Source organism: Streptomyces sp. Sge12 (genome assembly GCF_002080455.1).
Classification (GTDB): Bacteria; Actinomycetota; Actinomycetes; order Streptomycetales; family Streptomycetaceae; genus Streptomyces.
In genome coordinates this window covers 7,427,995-7,448,229 of sequence record NZ_CP020555.1, presented here as the reverse complement: position 1 = coordinate 7,448,229, position 20,235 = coordinate 7,427,995, and the positions used below count along the sequence as shown (strand labels likewise).

Sequence of the window (20,235 nt, the reverse complement as noted above, 5' to 3'; positions counted from 1 at the left end):
GGCGATCAGCCCCCGGAGCGGGCGGACTTCGGGGCGGGGAGCCCGGCGGTCGCCCGCGGGAGCACGCCGGCGGTCGTGCGAGCGGCGAGGGACGCGGCTCGGGTACGGGTACGGATACGCGTACGGAACATCGGAATCCCCTTGGTGCTTCGGTACGTTCGGCCGCCCGCAGAGCTGCGGAACGAAGGACATCCCCGAACACGTCTCCCCGCCCCGTCGGGTTCGGCCGTGCGGCTGTTTTGGCATCTCGGTGATGAATCCGGGGTGCGGGCGGCGCCGGCGTCCCGCTGTCCGGGTGCCTCGGCGGACAGCGCCGACGGGCGACGGCAGGGGTGCGGTGCCAGGCTGAGGTCGTCCCGGCCCCCAGAAAGGCAGCGCCATGATCACCACGGAATCCGCCCCCGGCTCCCCCTGTTGGCTCGACCTCGGCACGCCCGATGTCCGCTCCGCCGCGGCCTTCTACGGCACCGTGCTCGGTTGGGAGTACGAGGCCATGGAGGGGGAGCCGGACATGGAGGGCGGCATGTTCCGCAAGGACGGGAAGATCGTCGCCGGGCTCGGCAGGCTCACCGAGGAGGGCGCGCGCTCGGCCTGGATGATCTATTACACCGTCACCGACGCGGACGCCACGACCCGGGCGGTGGAGCGCGCGGGGGGCACGGTGCGGGTGGCTCCCCGGGATCTCGACGAGTGGGGCCGGATGGCGCAGTACACCGACCCGCTGGGTGGAGAGTTCGCCGCCTGGCAGCCGGGCAAGGACACCGGCGTCGAGCTGGTGGACGAGCCCGGCTCCCTGTCGTGGACCGAGCTGTACACGACGGACGCGGCGGCGGCAAAGGAGTTCTACGGCGGCGTGTTCGGCTGGCAGTACGGCGAGATGGAGATGCCCGGCGGCGAGGGCACCTACACCCTCATCACCCCGGCCGGGCTCCCGGAGGAGCGCATGCACGGCGGCCTCATGGAGCTGCCCGCGGAGCAGCTGGCCCTCACGGGCGGACGGCCGTACTGGCATCCCGTCTTCGCCGTCACCGACTGCGACGCCGCGGTGGACCGGGTCACCTCGAACGGCGGCAGCGTGCAGATGGGTCCGGTGGACGCGGAGGGGGTGGGCCGGCTCGCCGTCTGCCTCGACCCGGCGAACGCCGACTTCGTGCTCCTCGCCCCGGCCCGCGGCTGGGCGGGGACGGCGCGAGGGAGGACGGCGCGAGCGGGTCACGGCCCGGGGCCCGGGCCGTGACCCGCTCGTGCGGGGGCGTTCGGAACGCGAAGGGGCCGGCGACCGCTCGGCTCGGGCTCAGGAGTTGCGGCTCTCGGCTTCGGCGTTGGCCATCGCTTCGGCTTCGCTTTCGACCATGGCTATGGCGACGCCGAACGCCTGGGCGATGTGGCCCGCGGCCGACATGACGCGCGCCGTGCCCACGACGGGCGCGATCGCGACGAGCACGTCCTGGAGCTGTTCGACGGTGAAGTCGGCCTTCACCGCGGGGCTGATGTGGGCCAGGTAGGAGATGGCCGGTGCGTCCATGGCGACGAGGGCGGCGATGCGGGTGGTGATGAGCGTCTTCTCGTCCATGCCGCAGTGCTCGACGGAGTCCATGGTCATTGCGGCGAGCGTGTCGAGAACGGGAGCGTCAGACCTGGTGGCCATGGCGGAACCGCCTTTCGGTGCTGAACTGGGCCGGGCCCGTCGCCCCTGGCCCCCCGAGCAGGGGCGCGTGGGTGGGTGGGGTTGCCGTTTCAGCGTAGGCGTCACCCGCAGGCCGCGCCCGTTGGGCCGTCCGGGTGAGCGGCCGTGGTGGGAGCGGTGCCGGCGGCCGGTTCCGCCCGACCGGACAGCTCGCGTTCGGCGACCGCCCGGAAGTCGTGCGGCGGGCGGCCGGTGAGGCGCAGGACCGTATCGGTGGTGCGGTCCTCGGCCCCTTCGGCGATGGCCCGGTCCATCCCGGCCAGCATCGCGGCGAACTCCGGCGGGATGACCGCGGCCAGGCGCTCGCACATGGCCTCGTAGGTCAGCGGGCGGTGGACCACCGGCCGGCCGGTGACGTCCGTGAGGATCGCGGCGATGTCGTCGTGGCTGAGCGCTTGCGGCCCGGTGAGGACCAGGTCGGCGTCGGGGGCCCGGTCGTCGGTCAGGGCCCGTACGGCGACGGCGGCGATGTCGTCGGCGTCGACGAATCCGACCCGGCCCGACCCGGCCGCGGTCAGGATCTCCCCGTCGGTACGGATGCTGTCGGCATGGGCGTGGGTACCGGTGAAGTTCTGCATGAACCAGGAGGGGCGCAGGACCGCCCACTCGTCGAACAGACCGGGCAGGGCCCGGTGGACCTGCCCGACCGCCGGGCCGCCCTCGGCGATGGCCGAGGAGCTCAGGAGTACGGCGCGGCGCACGCCCGCGGCGCGCGCCCGGTCGAGGAAGGGCAGCATGACCGCGGCCGGGTCCGGGTCGCCGATGGGCGGTACGAGGTAGACGCGGTCGGCCCCGGTCACGGCGGCGTCGAAGCCGGCGGGGTCGTACCAGTCGAAGCGGACCGGTTCGGCGCCCGGGAGCGGGGTCGCGCCCCGGCTGGCGGCCCGGACGCGGTGGCCTGCGGCGATCAGCCGGTCGGCGGTGCGGCGGCCGGTGGTGCCGGTGGCGCCGATGACCAGGGTGGCTCCGGCGGGGTCGATCGTGCTCATCGGGCGCTGCTCCTCGCGGGATCCGGAGTGAAGTCCGTGCCGGGCTCCTGGACGGCCAGGGGGTTCCAGTAGTCGCGGTAGGAGGTGAACCGCCCGTCCTCGACCGTCACGACGGCGATGTAGGTCATGTCGAAGGGGCCACCGGTCGCGACCACGCGGCCCACTGCGCGCATCTCGACCACGACGGTCCGCGGGTCGGTGGTCTCGTGGATCCGCAGGTCGGGGAAGTCGTGCAGGTCGATGTGGTCGGGGTAGTTCCGCATGTAGGCGGCGACGGCCTCCCTCCCCTCCAGCCGGCCGGGCCAACCCGGTGGGGCGAAGGGGAACTCCATGGTTCCGTGCTCGGACCACAGGCCGACCCAGGAGGCGATGTCCTTGTCCAGGAGCAGGCGCAGGCTGTGCCGGTACAGGTCCGGGGGTGAGAGGGGTGGGGTGGTTGCGGGCATGGCGGCTCTCCGTCCACTACGATACGGACCAGTGGTCCGCTTCTCTCCCCGAAGATACGGACCGCGAGTCCGTATCGCAACCGGAGGGACAGTCCCATGACCGCCGAACGCAAGCCGCGCAAGGACGCGGTCCGCAACCGGGCGGCCGTCTTCGCCGCCGCCGACGCCCTCTTCGCCCAGTGCGGGAGCCCCGAAGAGGTGACCATGGCCGACATCGCGACCGCGGCCGGCGTCGGCAAAGCGACGCTCTTTCGCGCCTTCGGCGACCGCACCGGGCTGATCCGCGCCCTGTACGAGGCGCGGCTCGCCCCGGTCCGGGCGGCGATCGAGGAGGGCCCGGAGCCACTGGGCCCGGCCACACCACCGCTCGAACGCGTGCCGGCCCTGCTCGACGCCGTCCTGTGCTTCAAGCTCGACAACCGCCACCTCGCGCTGGCACTGGAGGGAAGCGGTGCGGACAGCCCGTATCGGGCGGACCACTACGACCAGTGGCACGCCTTGGTCCGGGACCTGCTGCGGCGCCTCCCCGGTCCGCCCGACAGCGACTTCACCGCCCACGCGCTGCTCGCTGCCACCCGGGCCGACCTGGTCGCGTACCTGGCCGGGGACAAGGGCGTACCCCGCGAGGAGCTCAGGGCGCACTTGGCGGACTTCACCGCCGCGGTGCTCGGCGCCCGGGCCCGGCGAGAAGCCGCCGCCGCGGACTGACCGCGGTCCGGCGACAGATCAGACGGCCCCCGGAGCCGCTGCCGTCACCGGGAGCGGGGCCGGGGTGCGCAGCATCCTCGCGCAGCGGTGGAGTTCCGCGGCGAGCGTCTCGCAGCGGCGCAGCAGGGACGCGTCCGGTGCGGGCGCGCCGTGCGGTCCCGGGGCGAAGTCGGCGGGACAGGCCGCGATCTGGGTCGGGGCCACCCAGCCCCCGAGCGCCCTGGCCACCGTACGCAGGTGTTCGCACACCACGCTGCCGGTGCGCGGGCCGGAGCCGTGGGCGAGCAGTCCGACCGCCGTGTCGGCCAGCCAGTCGCCCGGTACCCCGTCCAGCGCGAGCTTGAGCAGGCCCGAGTAGCTGCCGTGGTGAACGGGGCTGGCCAGGACGACGGCGTCGTAGCTGCGCGGCACGTCCCGAAGGCGCGGGCCCGAGGGCTCCGCCAGTTCCAGCAGGGTCACTGTGGCGCCCCGGGCGAGCAGGGCATCGCCCGCCAGCGCGGCCAGGGCGCTGGTTCCGGAGCCCGCCCGGGGGCTTCCGCTGATCAGCAGGGCGTGCACGGCCGGCCGTCCTTTCCGGGGTCCGTTCCTTGGCTCATGCGGCGTCGATCAACGTCCACGGCACGGTGCGGCCGAGCGCCTGCCGGGGCTTGCTGCGCGCCCAGTGCAGCACCGAGGCCGCCATCACCCCGCCGGGATCGGCGACTTTGCGGGTGGGTTCGAAGGGCTCGCCCATGCTGGTGTAGCTCTGGAACATCGCGAGCAGCTTCACGGCCTCCTGCTGGACGGGAGAGAGCCATTGCGCCGCCAGCGGCAGGAAGAAGCGGTTCCAGCTGTCGGTGGACACGGTCGGCGGCTGCGCGATCGGGTCGACGCCGTGCTCGGCCCGGAAGGCGTTGAGGGTGTCGCACGTGATGCGGACCAGGTCGCTCAGGCGCATGCTGTCCTGTCCCGCCGCGATCACCTCGGTGAGCGGCGAGGCGGGCGGGGCGCCGAGGGCGGCGCCCGCGATCACTTCGGCGACCTCGTCGACGGGGCTGATCTCGGCGTAGCCGTCCGGGTCCCCGACGACGACCGCCGCGAGGCCGGAGACGAGGGCCGGGAAGAGGCTGTAGGGGCCGGAGAAACGGCCGATGCGGCCGTCTTCGCGACGGCCCAGGACCAGCGGCGGGCGGACGATGGTCGCCGGTCCCCGGTGGTCGGTGGCCACGATCTCCTCGCAGACGGACTTCGACCACTCGTAGCCGTTGCGGTAGCCCTCGAACTCGGCTCCCCTGAGGTCCTCGGGGGCGCGTACTCCGCCGACGTAGGCGGTGGAGACGTGGACGACGTGGGTGTCCGGGCCGGCGAGCGCGAGCACCGCGCGCAGGGTCCGGATGTTGGCGTCGGTGGCCTCCTGGCGGCTCATGGTCCACCGGGTGGAGGCGGCGGTGTGCACGATGACGTCCCAGGGCCGCCCGGTGAGGGGGTCCGGGGCGGGCTCGGCGCCGATGTTCCAGAGCACGGGAGCGGGGCCGGTGTTGTCGGTGGTGCCGTTGTTGTCGGTCGTGCCGGTGGCGCCGGTGGCGACCGCACGGCGAGCGGTACGGACGAGGTCGCGGCCGGTGCGGCCGGCGGCTTCCGCCGCGAGGCGCTCGGCCACTTCGGTGCCTACGACGCCCTGGGCGCCGGTGACGAGGATGCGCATGGCAGGGAACTCCCGGTGTTCAGGTGGCGGGCTGCAGGACCAGGCAGGCGTTCTGTCCGCCGAAGCCGAAGGAGTTGGAGAGCACCGGGGCGCTGTCCACGCGGCGCGGGGCTCCTGAGACCACGTCGATCCGGTCGGACTCCGAGGCGGAGGTGAGGTTGGCGACCGGCGGCACGATCCGGCGCTGCGCACAGGCGAGGGCGATCGCGGCCTCCAGGGCCCCGGAGCCTCCGATGAGATGCCCGGTGACGCCCTTGACGGCGGTCACCGGCGGGGCCTGCCCGTTGAAGCACCGGTGGATCGCGGCGGCCTCGGCCCGGTCGTTGGCCTGGGTGGACGTGCCGTGCGCGCTGATCTGGCCGATGTCGGACGGCAGCAGTCCGGCGTCCGAGACCGCCGCGGCCATGCAGGCCGCCGCGACGGCGCCGTCCGTGTGCGGGGCCACGATGTGGTGGGCGTCGGAATTGGTGGCGTAGCCCGCGATCTCCCCGAGGATGGTGGCTCCGCGGAGCAGCGCGGACTCGCGCAGCTCCAGTACGAGCACGGCCGCGCCCTCGCCCATGACGAAGCCGTCGCGCGCGGCGTCGAAGGGGCGGCTCGCGCGGTGGGGGTCGTCGTTGCGGGTGGATAGGGCCTGCATCCGAGAGAAGCCGCTGAGCATGAAGGTGGTCACCGCCGAGTCGAACCCGCCGGCGACGGCGACGTCGAGCTCTCCGTACTGGATGCGGCGGGTGGCTTCGCCGATGGCCGTGGCGCCGCTGGCGCAGGCCGTGGAGTAGGTCACGCAGGAGCCCTGGAAGCCGTAGTGCATCGCCACGCGGGCGGCGGCGGAGTTGGCCATGGTCCGGGGTACGGAGTGCACGGGCATGGCCGTCGGGTTCGCGTCGTTGTCCCGGACCAGCGCCTCCATGGTGGGGAGGCCGCCGATGCCGGTCCCGAGGTGCACGCCCACCCGGGAGGGCGCCAGGTGGGGCAGATCGGCCTGGCGTACGGCGTCGGCCGCCGCGCACAGGGCCAGCTCGGTGGGCCGGTCGATCTGGCGGCGCTCGCGGCGGGTGAGGTAGGAGTCGATGTCGAAGTCGGGTACCCGGCAGGCGATGTGGACCGGTGAGCCGGTCTCGATCAGGTCCTTGTGGACCTCGGCGGTGGGCCGCGCCGCGAGGACGGTGTCCATGACCTCGTCGAGGGTGAGGCCGGCCGGGGACTTCACCCCGATGCCGGTGACGACCACGCGCGGGCGCGCGTCGGCCCGGCCGGGCCCGGCGGTGGGCTGGTGCCAGATCATGAGCGGCCCGCCCGGCGCTCGGCGAGGAGGGTGACGGCCTCGCCCACGGTGTCGGCCCGCATCAGGTCCTCGACCGAGATCTGCACGCCCAGCGCGCGTTCGAGCTGCGCGCCGATCGACATCATCTCCAGGCTGTCGATGCCGTATTCGGCCCGCAGGTCGGTGCTCGCCACGATGACGTCGGGCGTGGTCCCGAGGACGTCGGCGATGGTTTCGCGGACGAGGCCGAAGAGGTCGGCAGGTGTTTCGGTGGTGGGTTCGGTGGTGGGTTGGGTGGGGTTCATCTGCTTCCTCCGATGAGCTGAAGGGCGTGGTCGTGCGACGGGGCGGCGGCGGCCGTCAGCCGGGGAGGCCGGCCGGGGCGGCCGCGGCCAGGGCGGTGTCGAGGATGTCCAGTGCCTCGTCGAGCTCCGCCCCGGTGGTGACGAGCGGGGGCAGCAGCCGCACCGTGGTCGGGCGGCCCAGGCAGGGCGAGACCAGCAGGCCGTTGCCGGCCAGCGACACCACGGCCTCGCCGGCCGCCCCGGGGGTGGTGAACTCGATGCCCCACAGCAGCCCCCTGCCGTGATGGGCGCCCATCACCCGCGGGTGGCGCTCTGCCAGGGCGCGCAGGCCGTCGGCGAGCCGGGCCGACAGCATCCGTCCGTGCTCGGCGAGTTCCTCGATCGCCTCCAGGGCGGCGGGGAGCGCGGCGCAGCTCAGCGGGTGGCCGCCGAAAGTCGCCGAATGCAGGAACGGGTCCTGCGCCAGCGGGGCGTAGAGCTCGGTGCTGCACACCGCGGCGGAGAGCGGCACCACGCCGCCGCCGAGCGGCTTGCCCACGAGTACGGCGTCGACCGGCAGGCCGTCCGCGAGGGCGACCGAAGGCTCTCCGCAGCGGCGCAGCCCGCACTGGATCTCGTCCGCGATGGCGAAGGCGCCGTGGGAGTGCGCGTCCTCGCACCACTGGTGCAGGACCTCGGTCCGCAGCGGAACGGCGCCGTTCTCGCCCTGGACGGGTTCGAAGATCACGGCGGCCACCGGGGCCGCCTTCACCTGCGCCCGTACGGCGTACGGGTCCTCGGGGTCGATGTGGACCACGTCGATGACGGCGCCCCGCAGCCCGGCCCGGAACAGCGGGCTGTGCGTGAGGGAGAGGGCGCCCAGTGTCTTGCCGTGATAGCCGCCGGTCACCGCGAGCACCCGGTCCCGGCCCGTGGCGAGCCGGGCGAGTTTCACCGACACCTCGACGGCGTCGGCCCCGTTCAGGCCGAAGTAGACCTTCGGGAGCCGGCCGCCGAGGTACTCGGAGAGCCGGGCCGCGGCCCGGGCGGCCACCGGGTTGGCCAGGCTGCGCGTCGACGTGGGCATCACGTCGAGCTGCTCGGCCACGGCCGCCACCACGCCGGGGTGGCGGTGGCCGAGGAGGGCGACCGCGTACGAGCCGAAGTCGAGCGCGGTGCGGCCGTCGGAGAGGGTGACGCGGGAGCCGAGGGCGCCGGCCTCCACGGCTCCCTGGCCGGCGAACTTGCCGGTCAGCGCCAGCTTCGGGGACTGGTGGCGGCGGAGTTGTTCGAAGACCTCGCCCGCGGTGGGCGGGGCGGTCGTGGTCGGGGCTGCCACGGGGGACCTCCTGGAGAAGGGTGGGTGGGGAGGGGGCGGAGGTGCGCGCCGGACGCCTCAGCGGGCGGCGTCGCCGGTGAGCCGCAACTCCAGGGCGTGCAGCATCTGCTCGGCGTTCTCCCGCAGGGCGGTGGCGGCGACGGGGTTGAGCATGTCGGCGAGCAGCGGGATCCCTATCTCGAACTCGACGGTCAGGGAGACGTGGCTGCCGCCGTCGTCGGACGGGCGCACCGCCCAGTGGCCCACGAAATGGGCGAGGTCTCCGCTGACCTGGTGGAAGTCGAAGCGCCGGGCGGTGTGGTCGAGCCGTTCGGCCTCCACCCACTCGAGGACCGAGCCCTTGAGGTGGACGGACCAGGCCGTCGTGCGCTCGTCCGGGCCGGTGCGGTCGACGATCGTGACGGACTGGACGCTGTCCATGCAGGAGGCGTAGCTCTCGACGTCGATGACGGCGTTCCAGCTGTCCTCGGGGCGGGCGGCGATGGGGATCTCTACCTGGACGAGGGGCATGGGTGTGGTCTCTTTCCGGTGGTGAGCCGTACGGGGCTGGCGGGGAGCGTTCGGGGAGCGGGGCGGCGGGGCGTCAGGACCCGGGCATCAGGACCTGGGTGCGAGGGCCTGGGCGCGGGCCGCTTCCAGGGCGGGCGGCAGCAGCAGGCGCAGGATCGTGCGGGGCAGCCGGCCGGTGTGGTTGAGCGCGTAGCTCTGCTCGACCAGTTCGCAGCCGAACTCGCGCTTGGGCTCGTAGGCGGTCTGCGCGAACCGGATGTGGCGGCAGCCCCGGGCGATGGCCAGCTCGATCGCCGCGTAGTGGAGGTTGTGGTAGAGCCGCGCCCGGTGGGCCAGCCCGTAGTCCATGCCGATCCGGGCGCCGACGGCGCCCCGGCCGCGGAACAGGCAGTGCAGGTAGCCCACGAGGCGCTCGCCCTCGAAGCAGGCGACCAGCCGCTGTTCGGTACGGGCGCCCTCGCCGTCGCCGTCGCCCTGGCCCTCGCCGTCGCCGTAGCCGTCCTCGCCGCCTGCCTTGCTGTCGGACAGGGCCCGTACGAACGCCTCGTCGAGTACGTCGAGGGTCTGGTCGGCGCGGTCCATGACCTGCCGGTACAGCCCCATCATCTCGGGGACGAGGTGCCCGAACTCGTCGAGCACCTCCATACGCAGGTCCTCCTGCCGGTGGAACTTGCGTATCTTGTTGCGCGCGTTGCGCCGGGGCTTGGCCGGCAGCGATGCCAGGTACGACTCGAAGTCCGGCTGTCCCAGCGTGAGTTGGGTGTCGGGCAGCGAGGCGACGGTGAAGAAGCCCTGCTCGTCGAGGCCCGGTCGCAGCGCGTCGAGGCCGTCCGGCGCGAAGTCCTTGAAGACGACCGTGCCCAGCCGGTGCCCGCGGGCGAAGTCCATGACCTCCCGCACCAGCAGCCGGGCCGCCGCCGCGGGAAGCCGGCCCCGGCCCATGACGTGGCCCTGCCCGAGGAAGTTGCCGCAGAACAGCATCGGCACCCGCACGAGCCGGGGGAAGGCCCGGGCCACCGGCGCCATCAGGCGGCGTTCGCGCGGCCCCACGACCCGGTCGAGCCGCAGCCCGTGCACGGCGCTGAGGGGCAGGAGCGCGAAGGGCCGCCCGTCCTCGCGCACGAGCAGGTAGGCGTAGGCGTCCGGGCCGATCTCCGCGCGCTGCATGGCGGTGAACACGTCCCGGCCCCACATGGGGTCGTCGGCCGGGGCCAGTTCGTCCCACACCTGGCGGGGCAGGCCCTGGGCGCGCTCCAGCCGCTCCACCGTGTACGCCGGTTCTCGCTGCGACCCGCCGGCCGCGGCGACCGTGGCGGGGGCGGCGGGCGGGGCGGCGACCGTGGCCGGAGCGGCGGCCGGGGCCGGCCCGCGGTCAGCCGACACGGAGCGGCTCGCCGTCGAGCACCGCGCACAGCGGTTCGGCCATGCGCCCCCGCGACGGCGGGTGGAAGTTCAGGCCGGCGGCCGCGGAGGCCAGGTAGGCGCCCTCGTCGGAGCCGATGAACGACATGCCGCCGAGCGCCTCCAGGGCGGTCGCCGTGGTCCGCGCGATGGCGTCCTGGGCCGCGTAGCGGGCGGTGAGCGCGGCGACCAGCAGCGGCTCGCCCCACTGCGGGGACTCCCCCATCGTCCGGGCGACGGCCTCGACGGCGAGCATCGCCGCGTCGAGCTCGGTCACCAGCGTCGCACGCACCGCGGCGGGGGCGCGCCCGTGCCGCAGGACGCGTTCCACCAGGGCGCTCGCCGTGCCCAGGTATCCGGCGGTCATCAGCAGTTCGAACCAGAGGAAGCCCGCCACATTGAGCGAGTCCAGCACCGAATCGGCGGTGACCTCGGTGAGCACGACCATCTGCGGGTCGAGCGCGACGTTCTCGAGGACGACCTCCTCGCTCTCCGCGCCGGCCAGCACCGTACTGCGCCAGAAGGGCCGTACGGAGACCCCCGGGGTGTCGGCGGGAACGATGGCGACGCCGAGCCGTTCGGTGCCGGCCTCGTCCGTCATCACCACCGACGCCGTCAACAGGTCCATCGAACGGGCCAGGCTGCACGGCTTCTTGCTGCCGTTCAGCACCACCTCGCCGCCCCTGCGCACGGCTCGGATGCCGGGCTTCAGGATGGACTGGCCGGTGCGGCCCTCCGAGAACCCGGACGCGAGCAGCATCCGCTTGCCGACGATGGCCTCCAGGAGCATCCACTCGAAGCCCGCGCCGTTCTTGGCGGCTTCCACGAGGCTCGCCACGGAGAAGTGGTGCATGGTCGTGGCGACGGCCAGCGACGGGCAGCGTGCGCCCACCGCGCGTTGCAGACGCACGGCTTGCAGGGGGTCGGCGCCGATGCCGGTGTTCTGCCGCGGCACCAGCAGGGCCGCGCCGCCCGCCTCCCGGAAGGCTGCGACGGCCGGGCTGCCCGTCCGTTCCAGGTCGGCCAGCCGGTGCCGGGCCAGTTCGGCGTCGAGGCCGGGCAGCAGCGCCTCGAGCACCGCGCGTTCGGTGTCCAGAAAGGCCATGGTCAGTCCTTCGCCGTCGTCGTGGCGCCGACCGCGGCCCGCGTACGGGGCGCCCGGGGTCCGGCGGTCGTGGTCAGGGGGAGGTCCTCGTACATGCGCAGGCTGAAGGACTCGCGCCGTACGGGCGGCCCCGCCAGGGCGAGGTCGGGGAAGCGCGTGAAGAGGCGGCGGACGGCGATGGAGCCCTCCAGCCGGGCCAGGGCCGCGCCGAGGCAGTAGTGCGGGCCGGCGCTGAAGCTCAGCACCCTGCTCCCCGAGCGGTGCACGTCGAACCGGTGCGGGTCGGGGAACTGCGCCGGGTCGCGGTTGGCGGCGGCGAGCACGGTGGTGACGTTGGCCCCGGCCGGTACCGTGACGCCGCGGATCACGGTCGCCGCGGAGGCGATGCGCTCGGTCATCTGGACGGGCGTGTCCCAGCGCAGGGCCTCGTCGACCGCCTGCGCCGCGAGTTCGGGATCGGCGCTGACGGCGGCCCGTTGGTGGGGGTGGGTCAGCAGTGCGTGGGTGGCGATCCCCAGCATGGCGGCGGTCGTCTCGAAGCCTGCGACGAAGGTGAGCAGCAGGGTGTCGACGACCTCCTTCCGGGTGAGCCGCTCCTGCCCCTCGCCGGTCTCCAGCAGCACGGTGGCGAGGTCCTCACGGGGCTCGGCCAGCCGGAGCAGCAGCAAGTCCTCGAAGTACGTGCGCAGTTCGGTCACGGCGGAGTCGGCTCGGGCCCAGTCCTCCTGGGTGCGCACCGGTTCCAGCAGCCGGCTGGCGTCGCCGCCCAGCCGCTGGAAGCGCAGCCGGTCCTCGGCCGGGACCCCGATCAGCTCGCCGACGACCGCCACGGGCAGCGGATATCCGACCAGTTCCTGGAAGTTGGCGGCGGCGCCGTCCGCGGTGGCTTCAGCGAAGGCGTCGAGCAGGGAGTCGGTGAGCTGCTCGACCGCCTCGCTGAGCGCGGCGACCCGGCGGGGGGTGAAGCCGGCGCCGACGAGCCGGCGCAGCCGGGTGTGGTCGGGCTGGTTCGCGCGGAGCATCGAGGCGTAGAAGAAGTCGGCGGCGGGGTGTTCGCGCCAGTCCGGCAGGTTGTCCTCGCACCAGCCGAGGTCGGGGGTGCGGAAGGAGGTGTCGGTCAGCACCGCCTGGCAGTCGGCGTAGGTCGTCAGGAAGTAGGTGTCGAGGTCTTTGTCGTAGTAGACCGGTACGTTCTCACGGAGCGCCTCCAGCGCCGGAAAGGGGTTGTCCCGGCCTTCCGGCGTGAACAGCGAGAAGAGCAGAGCCTGGGGGTCCAAAGGGAGTCCTCAGCAGTTCGGCGTGTGCGGTCCCGGGGTACCGCGGCGGGCCCGGGCCGCCCCCGGCAGGAGGTCGATGGGGGAAAGGACGTCCGTGCCGGGGGCGGTGGCAGGAGCCTGTCACCGCCCTGCTCGCGTGGCCTCAACAGCGCATCAACGGCACGTCAACCGGCGCCGAGGCGCGCCTCGACGTCCGCCGCCTCCGGCATGCGCAGCTCGCGGAACAACTGGAGCGCCTGCCGGTGGTAGTACGCCGCCTGGCCCGGCCGGCCCTGGGCGCCGACCGCGTCCCCCAGCTGGATGAGCGCCCGCCCGAGCAGGTACGTGTCGCCGTGCAGGGTGGCCACGTCCCGTGCCTCGCTCGCATGGGCCACCGCTTCCTCGTGCCGGCCCAGCAGGTTGAAGGCCTCGGCGAGTCCGCCGAGGACCAGCGCCTCGCGGAAGGCCGAGCCCGTCGTACGCCACAGCCGCAGGCTGGTGCGCAGGCAGGCCAGGGCCTCCTGGCGGGCTCCGGTGTGGAGCAGGATCTGCCCGAGGGCGCGCAGCGCGTTGGCCTCGCCGGGGCCGTCGCCGCAGGACCGGGCCAGGGCGACGGCGGCGCGGCCCGACCGTACGGCCTCCTCGGCTTGTCCGCAGGCCAGTTGGGCCAGGCCCAGGTAGCCGAGGGTGACGGCCTCGCAGGCGGGGCTGTGCGGCTCCCGGCTGAGCGGCAGCGCCTCGGTGAGGTGGCGCAGGGCGGTGGGGAAGTCGCGGTGGGCGAGGGCGCAGCCGCCGAGGGCGTTGAGGGCGTGCGCGAGCAGCGGCCCCCGCTGCTCGCGGCGGAAGACGTCGGCCGCGGTGCGCAGGTGGGGCAGGGCCCGGGCCATGTCGAAGCGGATGGCGAAGGAGCCGCCGAGCAGCAGGTGGGCGATGCCGCCGGCCACCGCGTCGTCCGAGCGCTTCGCCGCGCTCCGCACGGCGCGGGCGGCCCGTTCCAGGTTCCGGGTGCCGGTGCTGTCGCGCCCCAGCGGGTCGCTGGCCAGCAGCAGGCGCGCGCAGACGGACGCCGGGACCTCGGGGAAGCCGGCCGCCTGCTCGATGAGCGCGAGCAGGTGCAGCCGTTCGTCGTAGAGCCAGGTGGTGGCATCGGCCGGGGAGCCGAACCGGCGGACGGGGTGCGGGCCTTGGGCGGGCTGCGGGCCGTGGGCGGGACGGAGGGCCGGTGGGGCCTCCCCTGCCGTCCGCGCCCGCGGGGTCGGCAGGTCGTCGGCGGGGAACGGGTCCCCCGCGGTCGAGGCCCGGTAGGCCTCGCGGGCCACGTCGGTGAAGGTCGTCAGCAACCGCAGCAGCGCGGCACCGCATGCGGCCGCGGGCAGCTCCTCGGCCCCGGAGGACCGGGCGAACAGCCGCAGCAGGTCGTGGTAGCGGTAGCGGCCCGGCGCGGGCGACCGGAGCAGACCGGCGTCGACGAGGTCCTCGCACAGGGCCTCGGCCCGGGCCCGGGGCCGGTCCAGCAGCGCGGCGGCGCTCAGCCCGCCCAGCTCCGGTACGTCGGGCAGGGCGAGCAGCCGGAACGCGCGCAGCTGTTCCGGGTCGAGCTGCGCGGTACCCAGCCGGAAGGTGGCGTCCACGGCGGCGCTGTCCCCGCTGAGCTCCGCCAGCCGGCGCCGCTCGTCCGCGAGCCGGCCGGCCGTCTCCGCCACCGGCAGGGCCGGGCAGGCGGCCATCCGGGCGGCGATGACCCTGATGGCGAGCGGGAGCCGGCCGCAGTCGGCGACCAGCGCCCGGGAGGCCGCTTCCTCCGCCCGCACGCGTTGCTCTCCGACGAGCCGGACCAGCAGGTCCAGCGCCACCGCGTCCGGGAGTTCCTCCAGGTGCACCAGGGTCGCGCCGCCCAGGCCGCCGAGGCCGGTGAGCCAGGTCCTGCTGGTCACGAGGAGGCCGCAGCCGGGCGCCGTGGGCAGCAGGTCGCGTACCTGGGGCAGGTCGCGGGCGTTGTCCAGGACGAGGAGCACGCGCCGGTCGGCGAGGAGCGATCGGTGCAGGGCGACGCGCTCGGCGGTCTCGGCGGGGAGCTGCGCCGGCGTCACGCCGAGGGCGCGCAGGAGGTCTCCCAGGACCTGGTGGGGATCGGCCGGCCGGGCGTCCATCCCGCGGAGGTCGACGAAGAACACGCCGTCGGGGAAGCTCGCGGCGACCTCGTGGGCGACGCGTACGGCCACGGCCGTCTTGCCGACTCCGCCCATCCCGCTGATCGCGCCGAGTGCCGCGACCGGGCCGCTCTCCAGGGCCTGCCGCAGTCGGGCGACTTCCGCGTCGCGGCCGACGAGGTCCGCCGTGTCGGGCGGCAGGCCCAGCGTCGGTGACATCAGGGCAGTGGGCGCGGGTACGGACACCGGTGCGGCGGCCGCCGGCGGGGTGGGGGCGGGCGCGGCAGCACGGCCGGCGCCCGAACGGGACTGCGGTGGCGGGGTCCCGGCGCTGCCCGAGCCGGTCACGGGGCCCGGAGCTCCGTCCTCGCCCGCACCCGCACCCGTATCGGGACCGGCCAGGATGAGCCGGCGTATCCGTTCGAGTCCGGCACCGGGTCCCGGACCGCCCGGCCCACCCGGACCGCCCGGCCCACCCGGACCGCCCGGCCCACCCGGACCGCCCGGACCGTCCGGCCCACCGGGGCCACCGGGGCCACCCGGACCGCGCAGGGCCTCGCGGGCCCGCGCGTGCACCTCCAGGGCCTCGGTCTGACGCCCCGTCTCGTACAGGGCGGACATCAGGAGTTCCTGGAGGCGTACCCGCTGCGGATGGGCCCGGGCCAGCACCCGCAGCTCCTCCACGGCCCGCGCGTCGCCCCCGAGCAGCAGTGCGACCTCCCATCGGGCCTCCAGCACCGCGAGCCGCCGCTCGACCAGTGCGCCGCGCTGGGCTGCGGCGAACGGGCCGGGCACCCCGGCCAGGGGTGCTCCGTCCCAGAGCGCCAGCGCGGAGTCGTACAGCGCGAGCGCGTCGGCGGGCCGCCCGGCGAGCACGGCGCGCGCGGCGCTGCCCGCCCGGCGGTCGAAGACCGTCAGGTCCAGGGCGTCCGGCGGCAGGTGCAGGGCGTAGCCGTTCGGGCGGGAGACCAGCACCCGCGCGGGGGTGCGCGGCGCCCGTCCCGGTTCGATCACGCGGCGCAGCGCGGTCACGTGGCCGCGCAGGGCCCCGGCTGCCGCAGCGGGCGCGGCATCGCCCCAGACGGCGTCGATGAGGGCCTGGGTGCTGCCCCTTCGGCCGTGGCGCAACAGCAGGGTGGTGAGCAGGGCCGCGGCCAGGGGCGGGCGGATGTCCCTCTCCCCGGCGGAGGAGCGCACGCGTACGGGTCCGAGCACCCGGAAGGAGAGGGCGGGCGGCGGTGCGGCGGGTGCGCGGTGGGCGGGTGGCACGGGCATGCTCCATCTGGGGTACGGGTACGGCGGCCTGTCGTCAGAGGTGGAAAAAGGGTGTCGGCCGGTCAGGAGGCCAGGCCCTCCCCCGTGCCGCGCGGGCGCCGCAACGACCGGCTGCCCAGGCTGGGGTCGGCTCCGTCGGGGGCGAAGAGCACCGCCGCGGGCCGTTCCCCGTCCGACCGCGGCCCCGGTCCGTCCCGCTGGACCGAGACGGCGAACTCGCGCAGCAGGCCGTGCACGTGGTAGCGGCCGGGGCGGGCGGACTCCAGCCAGCTGCGGTCCACGAGTTCCTCGCACAGGGCGCGAGCCTCGCCCGACGGCACGCCGAGGGCCAGGGCCACCGCCGTCGGCCCGAACTGCCCGTCCGGCTCCCGCAGCAGTGCCACCCGGGCGAACACCGGCCGCAGCGCCGCGGGCAGCCGCCCGTACTCCCGCCGGAACGCCTCGTGCACGCAGAGGTCCGCGATGCCCAGCGCGGTCAGCCGCTGCGGGCCGCGGAGGGCCGCCACCACGGAGGCGACCGCCCAGGACGGCCGGGTGGCGAGCCGCATCGCCACGATCCGCAGGGCCAGGGGCAGTCCGCCGCACCGGTCGGCCAGCTCGACGCAGGCCTCGGGCTCCGCCGCGACGCGCTCCGCGCCGATGGCCGTGCTCAGCCAGCTCAGCGCCTCGGCCCGTGAGAGCGCTCCCAGATGGGTGTGGCGCGCTCCGGCGAGACCGGAGAATCGTGCGGTACTGGTGATGAGTGCGGCGCAGCCCGGCCCGCCCGGCAGCAGTGCATCGACGGCGGCCGGGTCGGCAACGTTGTCGAGTACCACCAGGACGCGGGCCTCGGCCAGCTCCGACCGGTAGAGCGCGGCCCGGTCGGTCTGCCGCTCGGGAACGGGCCGGTCGGAGCCCCTGAGCGCACGGAGGAAGGACTCCAGGACCACCGCCGGATGCACCGCGCCACCGTCCGGGGCGCGCAGGTCGGCGTAGAGCTGGCCGTCGGGGAAATGGCCGCGCACCCGGTGGGCGGCGTGCACGGCGAGCGCGCTCTTGCCCACGCCGGTCGAGCCGGACACGACGACGACCGGTGCCGGACGGGCCCCGGCCGGTTCCCGGCCCGAAGCACCGGTCAGCTCGTCCGTCAGCTGCGCGAGCGCCTCGTCCCGGCCGGTGAAGTCGGCCAGATCGCGGGGTATTTGGGCAGGGCGCCGGAGACCGTCCGGCACGGGTTCCGGCCCGGCCGGCCCGCCCCGGCCCTGCCCGACCGGCCCGCCCTGCCCGGGCAGCCCGGCTCGCGCGGGCAGCACGATCCGTGCGGTCCCGGCGGTCGGTGCATCGCGCAGGACCTCGTGCGCAGGCTCCCCCGCGGCTCCGCCGCTCCCCGTGACGCCCGCCGTGCCGCCGCTCGTGATGCCCTCGGCGATCGCGGCCATCTCGTGGCCCGGGTCGATCCCGAACTCCGCCGCCAGCAGCCGCCTGGTCCGCTCGTGCACGGCCAGCGCCTCCCCGCCCTGACCGCTCAGTACGTACGCCCGCATGAGGAGGGAGCTCAGCCGCTCCCGCAGCGGGTGGCGCTCCGCCAGTGCGCGTAACTCCCCGAGCACCGCGATGTGTTCACCGAGTTCCACGTCCAGGGCGAGGCGCGTCTCCAGAGCGGCGAGCCGCTGGCCCTCCAGCCGGCTCCGCTCCGCCTCGACGCCGGGGCCGCCCAGCCCCGCCAGCGGTTCGTCCCCCCACAGCGCGAGGGCGGTGCGCAACAGGGTCCGCGCCTCCTCGGGACGGCGCGCCGCACGGGCCAGGTCGGCGGCGGCCACGTCCCGGCCGAACAGCCCGAGGTCCACCGCCTCCGCCGGCACCCGCAGGGCGTAGGCGCCGTGCTCGGAGACCAGTACGCGCGGGCCGCCGCCGGCACCGTCCGGTATCTCCAGCTCCTTGCGCAGCCGTGAGACGTACGTGCGCAGCGACCCCACGGCGCGGGCCGGCGGCCGGTCGCCCCAGATGTCGGCCACGAGCGAGTCGACGGGCGCGGGCCGGCCCTGCCGCACCAGCAGCAGGGCCAGCAGGGTCCGCTGCTGGCGCGAACCCAGTTCCAGCTCCTGTGGACCGCGCCAGGCCCGCAGTGGCCCGAGCAGGGTGAATCGCAGCGTTTTCGCCCCGGTGGTCATGTCGTGCCCCCATGCCTCGTACGTTCCGGCGAACACTCGGGGAGCTGTGCCGTGTCCGGCCGATGCGCCCGCCCCCGCCGCGCGAAAGCCCCCTGAACAGCAAGTTTCTCCCATGGCAGGGATACGGACGCCCGAGTTCGGCCATCGGCGCGTCGCGCGCGGGTCCCGGTGCGCGCGGGGAGCCCGGTCTCCCGTCCCTGATCCACGGCCGCGGCGACCGTACTCCTGCCGGGCCGGCCGGCGCGTCCCGCCGCGCCGCCGGGGCGTGGAGGCTGGCCGGATCCTTGCCCCACTCCCCCGCGTTACCGGGGGTACGCCCTCGCGGGGCTCGCCTGCCGGGCGGCAGCGGGCCCCGCCCCGATCGTCAGGCCGGCGTGGCCTCGTGCTGTCGGCGCACCATCTCCGCGATCCAGGCGGGCGCGAACGGGGAGGTGCAGCCCGGAGAGGTCGGGTAGTCCTTGAGCACTTCCAGGCGCTCGCCGATGTCGAGCGCCCGTGCGCGGTACTCGGCGTGCTCGATCCCGATCTGCGCCAGGCAGTGGTTCATCGCCCACTGCAGGCGCTCCGGCGCGTCCTTCATCTGCGCCTCGATGACGTCGAGCAGTCCGGTGAGGTCGAGGCCCTCGGGCTTCTTCGCGACGCGTTCGGTGGTCAGCGCCCAGCCGGCGCTCGCGACCACCGGGTCCGGATCGGGCATCCAGGCCCGGCGCAGCTCCTCGGCGTGCGGGTTCTTCTTCACCACGTAGTTCACGAGCCAGTCGTGCACCTTCGGGGTGCGCGCATCGCGCAGCATGGCGTCCAGCTCGTCCTGCCCGAACGCCTTCGGGCGGCAGATCAGCAGCGCCAGCAGCCGCGCCGCGCTGTCGCCCGTCTCCCAGAGCTCGCGCGCGAGATCCTGCTGCGTCTTCAGCCGCTTCGCGATCGCACGCAGCTTGCCGAGGTTCACACCGTGGTCGTCACCGTGCTTCTCGTTCACGGCGCGCGCCTTCGGGTCCTCGAGCGCGGCCAGCTCGGCCATCACCTCGGCCACCGTCGTCCCGGCCACTTCTGCCTCCCGTCCGTCACGTGCGGGATTCAGCCTATGACGGGGGCGGCCCGCTCCCCTATCCCAGCAGGCGGCGCTTCTGCTCGGCGAACTCCGCCTCGGTCAGTACACCCTGCTCCTTGAGGGTGCTGAGCTGCTTCAGCTGCTCGATCTTGGCGGTCATGTCGTCCGCCGGGGGCGCGGCGGCCGGCGGGGGCGGGGGCGGTGCTGCCGCAGCCTGCTGCTGCTCCTGCTGTTGTTGCTGCTGTTGTTGCTGCTGGGCGTCCTGCTGTGCCCACCGGCCGCCCTGGCGGCGGGACACGCGGTTGGACACCGCGGTCGCGGTGCCCGCGATGACAGCGGTGCGGGCGACCCCGCGAAGAAGTCCGGGCATGATGATCGTCTCCAGGCTCTGTGGGATTCACTGTCCGGCGGGCGGGTCCTCCAGGGCGTCCAGCGACGCCAGCAGGGCCTGCACGGGAATCCGTCCGGCGGCCACGAGCTGCGCTCCGCCGCGGCGCAGGGCGCGGGCGAAGGGCGCCGCCCAGGTGTTCTCGTACACGATGATCCCGGCGGAGTTCCCCGGTTCCAGGGCGCCGGCGGCGTCCTGGATGTCGCTGTGGTCGAGCAGGCCGGACGAAGCGCCCTCGAAGACGGAGAGGTCGACCTCGTCGCCGAGGTCCTGGAGTTCCACCGCCGTCACCGTGCCGTCCTCCTCCTTGCGGATGAAGACGAAGTCGAAGATGCGGATGATCCCCCGGTCTACGAGATCGACGAGGATCGGGAAGCCTTCGCCCGTCATCCGGTTGCCCGGGAACTCGACCACGATGTAATCGACGGGCCCCAGTTCGTCGATGTCGCCCAGATCGGCTCGCGCCTCGGTCTCGCTGCTCATGGCAGCTCCTGTCGAAGAGGGGAAGGTCTTCTCATTCCAGCACGCCGCCCGCACCCGCGCACGTCTGG

The 20,235-nt window shown here is 74.5% G+C and carries 20 protein-coding genes; 2 read left to right on the top strand and 18 right to left on the bottom strand.

Going from position 1 to position 20,235, the window contains the following annotated elements:
* Window positions 1-5 precede the first annotated feature (5 nt).
* Window positions 6-131 carry a hypothetical protein gene (locus tag B6R96_RS38575; protein ID WP_257789509.1) on the bottom strand — a complete coding sequence of 42 codons (126 nt, stop codon included), beginning with the start codon at window positions 129-131 and terminating at the stop codon, window positions 6-8.
* A 248-nt stretch (window positions 132-379) separates the two neighbouring features.
* Here B6R96_RS38575 and B6R96_RS33330 point away from each other — a divergent pair, with 248 nt between their 5' ends.
* Window positions 380-1,237 carry a VOC family protein gene (locus B6R96_RS33330; protein WP_081524566.1) on the top strand — a complete coding sequence of 286 codons (858 nt, stop codon included), beginning with the start codon at window positions 380-382 and terminating at the stop codon, window positions 1,235-1,237.
* 57 nt (window positions 1,238-1,294) lie between these two features.
* Here the strand turns inward: B6R96_RS33330 and B6R96_RS33325 are convergent, their stop codons facing one another.
* The 3 genes from B6R96_RS33325 to B6R96_RS33315 all read right to left on the bottom strand — a co-directional run bounded on the left by B6R96_RS33325 (window position 1,295) and on the right by B6R96_RS33315 (window position 3,122).
* Window positions 1,295-1,648, bottom strand: a complete 354-nt coding sequence (locus B6R96_RS33325) for a carboxymuconolactone decarboxylase (protein WP_081524565.1) — start codon at window positions 1,646-1,648, stop codon at window positions 1,295-1,297.
* Window positions 1,649-1,749: 101 nt separating this feature from the next.
* Complete coding sequence (locus B6R96_RS33320) at window positions 1,750-2,676, bottom strand: NAD(P)H-binding protein (RefSeq protein ID WP_081524564.1); 927 nt, start codon at window positions 2,674-2,676, stop codon at window positions 1,750-1,752.
* Window positions 2,673-3,122, bottom strand: a complete 450-nt coding sequence (locus tag B6R96_RS33315) for a nuclear transport factor 2 family protein (RefSeq protein WP_081524563.1) — start codon at window positions 3,120-3,122, stop codon at window positions 2,673-2,675. Before B6R96_RS33315 ends, B6R96_RS33320 begins: the two co-directional genes overlap by 4 nt.
* Window positions 3,123-3,218: 96 nt before the next feature.
* On the opposite strand from B6R96_RS33315, the gene B6R96_RS33310 reads away from it, so the two are divergent.
* Entirely contained in the window at window positions 3,219-3,830 is a 612-nt protein-coding gene (locus B6R96_RS33310; RefSeq protein ID WP_081524562.1) for a TetR/AcrR family transcriptional regulator, read from the top strand.
* Window positions 3,831-3,848: 18 nt separating this feature from the next.
* Here the strand turns inward: B6R96_RS33310 and B6R96_RS33305 are convergent, their stop codons facing one another.
* The 14 genes from B6R96_RS33305 to B6R96_RS33240 form a co-directional block, all read right to left on the bottom strand.
* Window positions 3,849-4,388: an NADPH-dependent FMN reductase gene (locus B6R96_RS33305; protein WP_081524561.1), complete on the bottom strand. Its 540-nt coding sequence runs from the start codon at window positions 4,386-4,388 to the stop codon at window positions 3,849-3,851.
* Window positions 4,389-4,422: 34 nt separating this feature from the next.
* Complete coding sequence (locus tag B6R96_RS33300) at window positions 4,423-5,514, bottom strand: SDR family oxidoreductase (protein ID WP_081524560.1); 1,092 nt, start codon at window positions 5,512-5,514, stop codon at window positions 4,423-4,425.
* Between the two features lie 19 nt (window positions 5,515-5,533).
* Window positions 5,534-6,799, bottom strand: a complete 1,266-nt coding sequence (locus B6R96_RS33295) for a beta-ketoacyl-[acyl-carrier-protein] synthase family protein (RefSeq protein WP_030387862.1) — start codon at window positions 6,797-6,799, stop codon at window positions 5,534-5,536.
* The gene (locus B6R96_RS33290) at window positions 6,796-7,083 is read right to left on the bottom strand and encodes an acyl carrier protein (protein WP_081524559.1); all 288 of its coding nucleotides are present in this window, start codon (window positions 7,081-7,083) and stop codon (window positions 6,796-6,798) included. The genes B6R96_RS33295 and B6R96_RS33290 overlap by 4 nt, the downstream gene beginning before the upstream one ends.
* A gap of 55 nt (window positions 7,084-7,138) precedes the next feature.
* Window positions 7,139-8,401, bottom strand: coding sequence for a class-III pyridoxal-phosphate-dependent aminotransferase (locus tag B6R96_RS33285; protein ID WP_081524558.1), 1,263 nt, complete (start codon window positions 8,399-8,401; stop codon window positions 7,139-7,141).
* 57 nt (window positions 8,402-8,458) lie between these two features.
* A complete protein-coding gene (locus B6R96_RS33280; RefSeq protein WP_030387865.1) occupies window positions 8,459-8,911 on the bottom strand; it encodes a type II toxin-antitoxin system RatA family toxin in 453 nt (150 codons plus the stop codon).
* A gap of 87 nt (window positions 8,912-8,998) precedes the next feature.
* Complete coding sequence (locus tag B6R96_RS33275) at window positions 8,999-10,294, bottom strand: GNAT family N-acetyltransferase (protein WP_081524557.1); 1,296 nt, start codon at window positions 10,292-10,294, stop codon at window positions 8,999-9,001.
* Window positions 10,284-11,417 (bottom strand): acyl-CoA dehydrogenase family protein, encoded by a 1,134-nt coding sequence (locus B6R96_RS33270; RefSeq protein WP_053703862.1) that lies wholly within the window; start codon window positions 11,415-11,417, stop codon window positions 10,284-10,286. The genes B6R96_RS33275 and B6R96_RS33270 overlap by 11 nt, the downstream gene beginning before the upstream one ends.
* Window positions 11,418-11,419: 2 nt before the next feature.
* Window positions 11,420-12,694 (bottom strand): cytochrome P450, encoded by a 1,275-nt coding sequence (locus B6R96_RS33265; protein WP_081524556.1) that lies wholly within the window; start codon window positions 12,692-12,694, stop codon window positions 11,420-11,422.
* A 164-nt stretch (window positions 12,695-12,858) separates the two neighbouring features.
* The gene (locus B6R96_RS33260) at window positions 12,859-16,092 is read right to left on the bottom strand and encodes an AfsR/SARP family transcriptional regulator (protein WP_159396401.1); all 3,234 of its coding nucleotides are present in this window, start codon (window positions 16,090-16,092) and stop codon (window positions 12,859-12,861) included.
* A 68-nt stretch (window positions 16,093-16,160) separates the two neighbouring features.
* Window positions 16,161-18,248, bottom strand: a complete 2,088-nt coding sequence (locus tag B6R96_RS33255) for an AfsR/SARP family transcriptional regulator (protein ID WP_203351688.1) — start codon at window positions 18,246-18,248, stop codon at window positions 16,161-16,163.
* A gap of 364 nt (window positions 18,249-18,612) precedes the next feature.
* Window positions 18,613-19,266 (bottom strand): DNA alkylation repair protein, encoded by a 654-nt coding sequence (locus B6R96_RS33250; RefSeq protein WP_081525373.1) that lies wholly within the window; start codon window positions 19,264-19,266, stop codon window positions 18,613-18,615.
* Between the two features lie 85 nt (window positions 19,267-19,351).
* The gene (locus B6R96_RS33245) at window positions 19,352-19,666 is read right to left on the bottom strand and encodes an SHOCT domain-containing protein (RefSeq protein ID WP_081524553.1); all 315 of its coding nucleotides are present in this window, start codon (window positions 19,664-19,666) and stop codon (window positions 19,352-19,354) included.
* A gap of 27 nt (window positions 19,667-19,693) precedes the next feature.
* Window positions 19,694-20,167 (bottom strand): DUF6325 family protein, encoded by a 474-nt coding sequence (locus B6R96_RS33240; protein ID WP_199829376.1) that lies wholly within the window; start codon window positions 20,165-20,167, stop codon window positions 19,694-19,696.
* Window positions 20,168-20,235: the final 68 nt, after the last annotated feature.

Excerpts from the sequence above, each read along its gene's own strand:
- B6R96_RS33290 (WP_081524559.1), bottom strand. The coding sequence starts at position 7,083 with ATGAACCCCACCCAACCCACCACCGAACCCACCACCGAAACACCTGCC.
- B6R96_RS33325 (WP_081524565.1), bottom strand. The coding sequence starts at position 1,648 with ATGGCCACCAGGTCTGACGCTCCCGTTCTCGACACGCTCGCCGCAATG.
- B6R96_RS33255 (WP_203351688.1), bottom strand. The coding sequence starts at position 18,248 with ATGACCACCGGGGCGAAAACGCTGCGATTCACCCTGCTCGGGCCACTG.
- B6R96_RS33315 (WP_081524563.1), bottom strand. The coding sequence starts at position 3,122 with ATGCCCGCAACCACCCCACCCCTCTCACCCCCGGACCTGTACCGGCAC.
- B6R96_RS33320 (WP_081524564.1), bottom strand. The coding sequence starts at position 2,676 with ATGAGCACGATCGACCCCGCCGGAGCCACCCTGGTCATCGGCGCCACC.
- B6R96_RS33270 (WP_053703862.1), bottom strand. The coding sequence starts at position 11,417 with ATGGCCTTTCTGGACACCGAACGCGCGGTGCTCGAGGCGCTGCTGCCC.
- B6R96_RS33310 (WP_081524562.1), top strand. The coding sequence starts at position 3,219 with ATGACCGCCGAACGCAAGCCGCGCAAGGACGCGGTCCGCAACCGGGCG.
- B6R96_RS33300 (WP_081524560.1), bottom strand. The coding sequence starts at position 5,514 with ATGCGCATCCTCGTCACCGGCGCCCAGGGCGTCGTAGGCACCGAAGTG.
- B6R96_RS33250 (WP_081525373.1), bottom strand. The coding sequence starts at position 19,266 with ATGGCCGAGCTGGCCGCGCTCGAGGACCCGAAGGCGCGCGCCGTGAAC.
- B6R96_RS33295 (WP_030387862.1), bottom strand. The coding sequence starts at position 6,799 with ATGATCTGGCACCAGCCCACCGCCGGGCCCGGCCGGGCCGACGCGCGC.
- B6R96_RS33240 (WP_199829376.1), bottom strand. The coding sequence starts at position 20,167 with ATGAGCAGCGAGACCGAGGCGCGAGCCGATCTGGGCGACATCGACGAA.
- B6R96_RS33280 (WP_030387865.1), bottom strand. The coding sequence starts at position 8,911 with ATGCCCCTCGTCCAGGTAGAGATCCCCATCGCCGCCCGCCCCGAGGAC.
- B6R96_RS33330 (WP_081524566.1), top strand. The coding sequence starts at position 380 with ATGATCACCACGGAATCCGCCCCCGGCTCCCCCTGTTGGCTCGACCTC.
- B6R96_RS38575 (WP_257789509.1), bottom strand. The coding sequence starts at position 131 with ATGTTCCGTACGCGTATCCGTACCCGTACCCGAGCCGCGTCCCTCGCC.
- B6R96_RS33245 (WP_081524553.1), bottom strand. The coding sequence starts at position 19,666 with ATGCCCGGACTTCTTCGCGGGGTCGCCCGCACCGCTGTCATCGCGGGC.